Here is a 4362-nt window from a genome sequence, read left to right as displayed (position 1 = left end):
CTTCCTTTCACAACCATTCTTCGTTGCTGAAAAATTCTCTGGTATCGAAGGTAAATTCGTTAAACCAGAAGATACAGTTCGTGGTTTCAAAGAAATTATTGAAGGTAAATATGATGATTTACCAGAATCTGCATTCTTATATGTAGGAACAATTGAAGAAGCTGTCGAAAAAGCTAATAAGAAAAAATAAAAGGAGTATTATATGACAGAAGATAAAAACAGAACACATCTCAAAATAATTACTCCTGAAGGAATTTTCTATGATCAACCAGTTTCAATCGTAACGGTTAAAACATCTGAAGGATATATCGGTCTTCAAAAAGGTCGTGTTCCTATTGTTGGTTCAATAGAGATTTCACCATTAATCATTGGTACTAAAGGACAAGACAATTATATGGATTGTGCCATCGCTGGTGGTTTGTTATATGCTGATAAAGACACAGTAACAATAATTACTGATGCAGTTGAAGAAAAATCTAAGATCGATATTAATCGTGCAGCAAATGAGAAATTAAAAGCCGAAAAAGCTTTAAAAGCTCAAAAAGACGCAGCTGAAATTCTAAAACTTAAATTTTCACTTCAAAAAGCAATTAACAGAATTAATGTTGGGAATAGATAATGGATTTTCCCGCATGAGCAAAAATAGTCACATACTTTCTTTCTATAGCATTAGTTGGATATGTATTGATTGCAGTTGACTGAACTAAAATAATCAGAACAACTCATAAGTCGTTTGGGATTGTTTTATATATAATCGTGTCCCTAGCACTTGGATACGGTTTAGGAAGTCTTGTGGTCGAAATTGTAAGTTTGGCCATTCAATAAAAAAAGAACAGCGTTTTCCAGCTGTTTTTTTATTATGCCATTTTCTAATGATGTATAATTTTTCTATATGTAATGAGGGCAATTACTCAAGTCCGGCTGAAGAGACAACACTCGAAATGTTGCAGGGGTTTCACGACCCGCGGGGGTTCGAATCCCTCATTGCCCGCCATGCCGTCTTAGCTCAGTAGGTAGAGCGCATCCATGGTAAGGATGAGGTCGTGGGTTCGATTCCCACAGTCGGCACCATATGTAGGAATACACTAGAAAAAAAGCGAGCACTCGCTTTTTTTAATTATATTAACCTATGCTTTGTTTTAGTTTGATAATGTTTTTGACTTTAATGATTGTAATTGTCATCATTGAAAGAACTGAAATCGAAGTAAAGATAATACCAGCAATATATTTTAAGACATCATCATTGACTGCTTGAATAAGTAGATAAGTAATCATCAATGAATTCCCTATAATAAATGCAATACATAGATTTAAAGAAGTTGCTTTTGTATCTTGTGTTTTAATAGTCTTAATTGCTTGAGGTAAGAACGAAAGGCCTGTGAATGATGAACCAATTAAAGAAATTGCGAGAATTAATTTATCTTCCCCGATTTTACTTTTCTCATTAATAGCTAATATCGAGAATACAATACAAGTAATTATCAATGAAGTTATTATTGTTATCAAGATAATCCTTAGCATGAAGAGTGGTTTACTAAAGTGTTCTTTCTTATATTCTCCATTAGTTTTTCTATTTCTTAGAATATAATAGATGACCGGAATTGTCATAAGTCCACAAAGACCTTGACCTATCGTTAGAACTACACCACCATGGGTGCTTAATAACATTCCATACACAATTCAAATAACCCTACCAATCATATTTATTATTCAGGAAGTTAAAGAAAGTCCAAACGAATGTTTTTCTGTTCATATTTTCACTATCTGGAATAGAAATGATGCATCAAGTATTATCATTCCTATTATTAAAATTATTAATAAGTTATTCATAGAAAATATTTTACTCTAAAACACCCGAAAAATTACTTATTTATATAATAAACTTTTGATCACCTCCAATAGATGTGAAAAACCTTGATATTTTAAAATGGTAGTCTTTAAATATTATTTTTGCAATTGTGTATTGGTTTATAATTGACAAGTAAAGATAAAAAAAGGGGTAGTAAAATGACATTTAAAAAACATATGATTGAATTGTTGAAAAGTGAAGTTGAAAAAAAACGTATTTTATTAATTGATGGTAACGATAAAAGAAGTTTAGAAGCTGCAATAAATCACAAAAAAGATAATTATATAAAACCAATTTTGTTGTTGGAAGATCATGATGAAATGATTGAATCACAAATATCAACAATAGTCATTTCTGATTATAAAAACAGAAAAGAAGAATTAGTGGAATTATACTTAAGCAAAAGAAATGGTAAAGAAACAAAAGAACAAGCCGAGAAAGTTGTATTCTTACCAAATTATTTCGGTATGCTAATGCTTGAACTTGGAGAAGTTGAAGGTGTTGTTGGTGGTTTAGAATTTCCAACATCACAAATTTTAAGTCCTGCATTCAAAATAATCAAACCTAAACCAAATGTAAATGTTATTTCATCAGTGATGATAATGGAAAAAGATGATGAACACTATCTTTTCTCAGATATTTCCGTAATTCCTTACCCAACACAAGAACAACTTGTTGATATCGCTATAAACTCTTCTAATTTTGCAAAGCAAATTAATTTCAAAGAAAAAGTTGCATTTCTTTCTTTCTCTACATCAGGTTCAGCGAAACATGAACTTGCACAAAAAGTAAAACATGCCACTGAACAATTTAATAAGACTTACAAACCACAATATAAAGCGCTAGGAGAAATTCAATTTGATGCTGCATTATCAATGGACATCAGAAATAAGAAATATAAAGAAAATGGATTTGATGGGAAACCAACTATCTTTGTATTCCCTTCATTAGATTCAGGGAATATAGGGTATAAAATTGCTCAAGGTCTTGGTGGTTATGGAGCAATAGGTCCAATCATCACTGGTTTAAATAAACCTGTAAATGATTTATCAAGAGGTTCTACTTCTAACGATGTTTATAATACAATGATGATTACAGCAATACAAGCAAAAAAATAAAAGAGCAACGCTCTTTTTTTATTTTTTATTTAAATTCTCAATGATTGGTTTATCGCTAAAAGGTAATTTTTCAAATCTATGCATTCATACAAGAGTTAAATAATTAACTAATATTTTCGCATCACTCAATTTCTTCTTATCATATTCACCATAGGCTTCTAAGAATATTTTTTCTTGTTCTGTTGATAAGTAAGAACCATCAATTGTGAATGCAAGATCGAAGTGTTTATCACCTAAACTTGCATATTCTCAGTCAATTAAGAATACTTTATCTTTTGCAAGAACAAAATTATTCATTCAAGGATCATTGTGTAATGGTGTTGAGTCATCAAAATTGTCTATGATATCCTCAGCTTTATTAAAGAAAGTATGTACTTCACTTGGTATATCTTTTTTATCTTTTATTTCTTCAAAGTATTGTTCAAGTCTAGCTTTATGATTTGATTTTGGCAATTTAATGGTTGAGTTATGTAATTTGTATAAAATCTTAGCCATCTCTTTAAGGTTCTTCTTGTTTAGCTCTAACTTTTCTTCTTCTAAAAATTCTCACACTAATTTTTCTGGTGTTTCTTCAAGTAAATTAGGTACATATTCTAAATGTGCAACTTCAGAATAGTTAAGCTTATGATTGAAGCCGTCGAATCTCTTTAACTTCATAAAGTATTGACCTTTATTGTTTTCAATTTTATATGTTTCGTTCTTGTGTCCTCCAAGAACTTCTGTCTTTTTAGTGTATTCCATATATAAATAATATCTTATTTTAATCATTTTTTTGTATAAGTGTATAATTAAAAGGTATTTAACAACATCAATAAGGAGATATACATGAAAATAGCATTTTTCGATACTAAAAAGTATGATGAAACTACATTTGCGGAAGCAAATAAAAATGGTCATGAATTTAATTTCATTACTGAAGGACTTTCAATGGAAACAGTTGAAAAAGCAAAAGGATCAGAAGCAATTTGTGCTTTCGTTAACTGTGACGGATCAAAAGAGATCCTTACAAAATTAGCAGATTTAGGAATTAAATATTGATTCCAAAGATCAGCTGGTTACAACAGAATTGATCTTAAAGCAGCTGAAGAATTAGGGATTCAAGTATTCCGTGTTCCTGCTTACTCACCAGAAGCTGTATGTGAATTCGCAATGACACTTCTAATGTCAATCAACAGAAACATTCACATCGCTTATAAAAGAACAACATCAAACAACTTTGCACTAAACGGATTAGAAGGTAAAGTTATCAACAACTCTACAGTTGGTGTAATTGGTGCTGGTAGAATTGGACAAGGGTTCATTAAAATAGCTAAAGGACTTGGAGCAAATGTTATCGTTTTCGATGAATATGCAGAAAAGAACTTCCCAGATACAGCTAAAAACCTAGGATTTACT

The 4362-nt window shown here is 30.8% G+C and carries 5 protein-coding genes, 2 tRNA genes and 1 pseudogene; 6 read left to right on the top strand and 2 right to left on the bottom strand.

What is annotated here, in order from left to right; all coding sequences use genetic code 4:
• The 4 genes and pseudogenes from C4B25_RS04270 to C4B25_RS04255 all read left to right on the top strand — a co-directional run.
• Positions 1-190, top strand: a pseudogene (locus tag C4B25_RS04270) (F0F1 ATP synthase subunit beta); the annotation flags it as partial.
• Positions 191-202: 12 nt separating this feature from the next.
• Positions 203-619: an ATP synthase F1 subunit epsilon gene (atpC, locus tag C4B25_RS04265; protein WP_131613868.1), complete on the top strand. Its 417-nt coding sequence runs from the start codon at positions 203-205 to the stop codon at positions 617-619.
• A 282-nt stretch (positions 620-901) separates the two neighbouring features.
• Positions 902-994, top strand: a tRNA-Ser gene (locus C4B25_RS04260).
• A gap of 1 nt (position 995) precedes the next feature.
• A tRNA-Thr gene (locus tag C4B25_RS04255) sits at positions 996-1071 on the top strand.
• Positions 1072-1122: 51 nt separating this feature from the next.
• Here C4B25_RS04255 and C4B25_RS04250 read toward each other — a convergent pair.
• Positions 1123-1830, bottom strand: coding sequence for a PQ-loop domain-containing transporter (locus tag C4B25_RS04250; RefSeq protein WP_131613866.1), 708 nt, complete (start codon positions 1828-1830; stop codon positions 1123-1125).
• A 177-nt stretch (positions 1831-2007) separates the two neighbouring features.
• On the opposite strand from C4B25_RS04250, the gene C4B25_RS04245 reads away from it, so the two are divergent.
• Entirely contained in the window at positions 2008-2967 is a 960-nt protein-coding gene (locus tag C4B25_RS04245) for a phosphotransacetylase (protein WP_131613864.1), read from the top strand.
• A gap of 18 nt (positions 2968-2985) precedes the next feature.
• Here the strand turns inward: C4B25_RS04245 and C4B25_RS04240 are convergent, their stop codons facing one another.
• Complete coding sequence (locus C4B25_RS04240) at positions 2986-3708, bottom strand: phosphotransferase (RefSeq protein ID WP_131613862.1); 723 nt, start codon at positions 3706-3708, stop codon at positions 2986-2988.
• 84 nt (positions 3709-3792) lie between these two features.
• Between C4B25_RS04240 and C4B25_RS04235 the strand changes: the two genes are divergently transcribed.
• On the top strand, positions 3793-4362 hold a 570-nt coding region (locus C4B25_RS04235), incomplete at its 3' end, for an NAD(P)-dependent oxidoreductase (RefSeq protein WP_272482648.1).

It is taken from the genome of Mycoplasma todarodis, from assembly GCF_004335995.1.
In the GTDB taxonomy this organism is placed as follows: domain Bacteria; phylum Bacillota_I; class Bacilli_A; order Mycoplasmatales; family Metamycoplasmataceae; genus Mycoplasma_K; species Mycoplasma_K todarodis.
The sequence above is the reverse complement of the archived record's forward strand: the minus strand, read 5'-3'. Positions and strand labels throughout refer to the sequence as shown.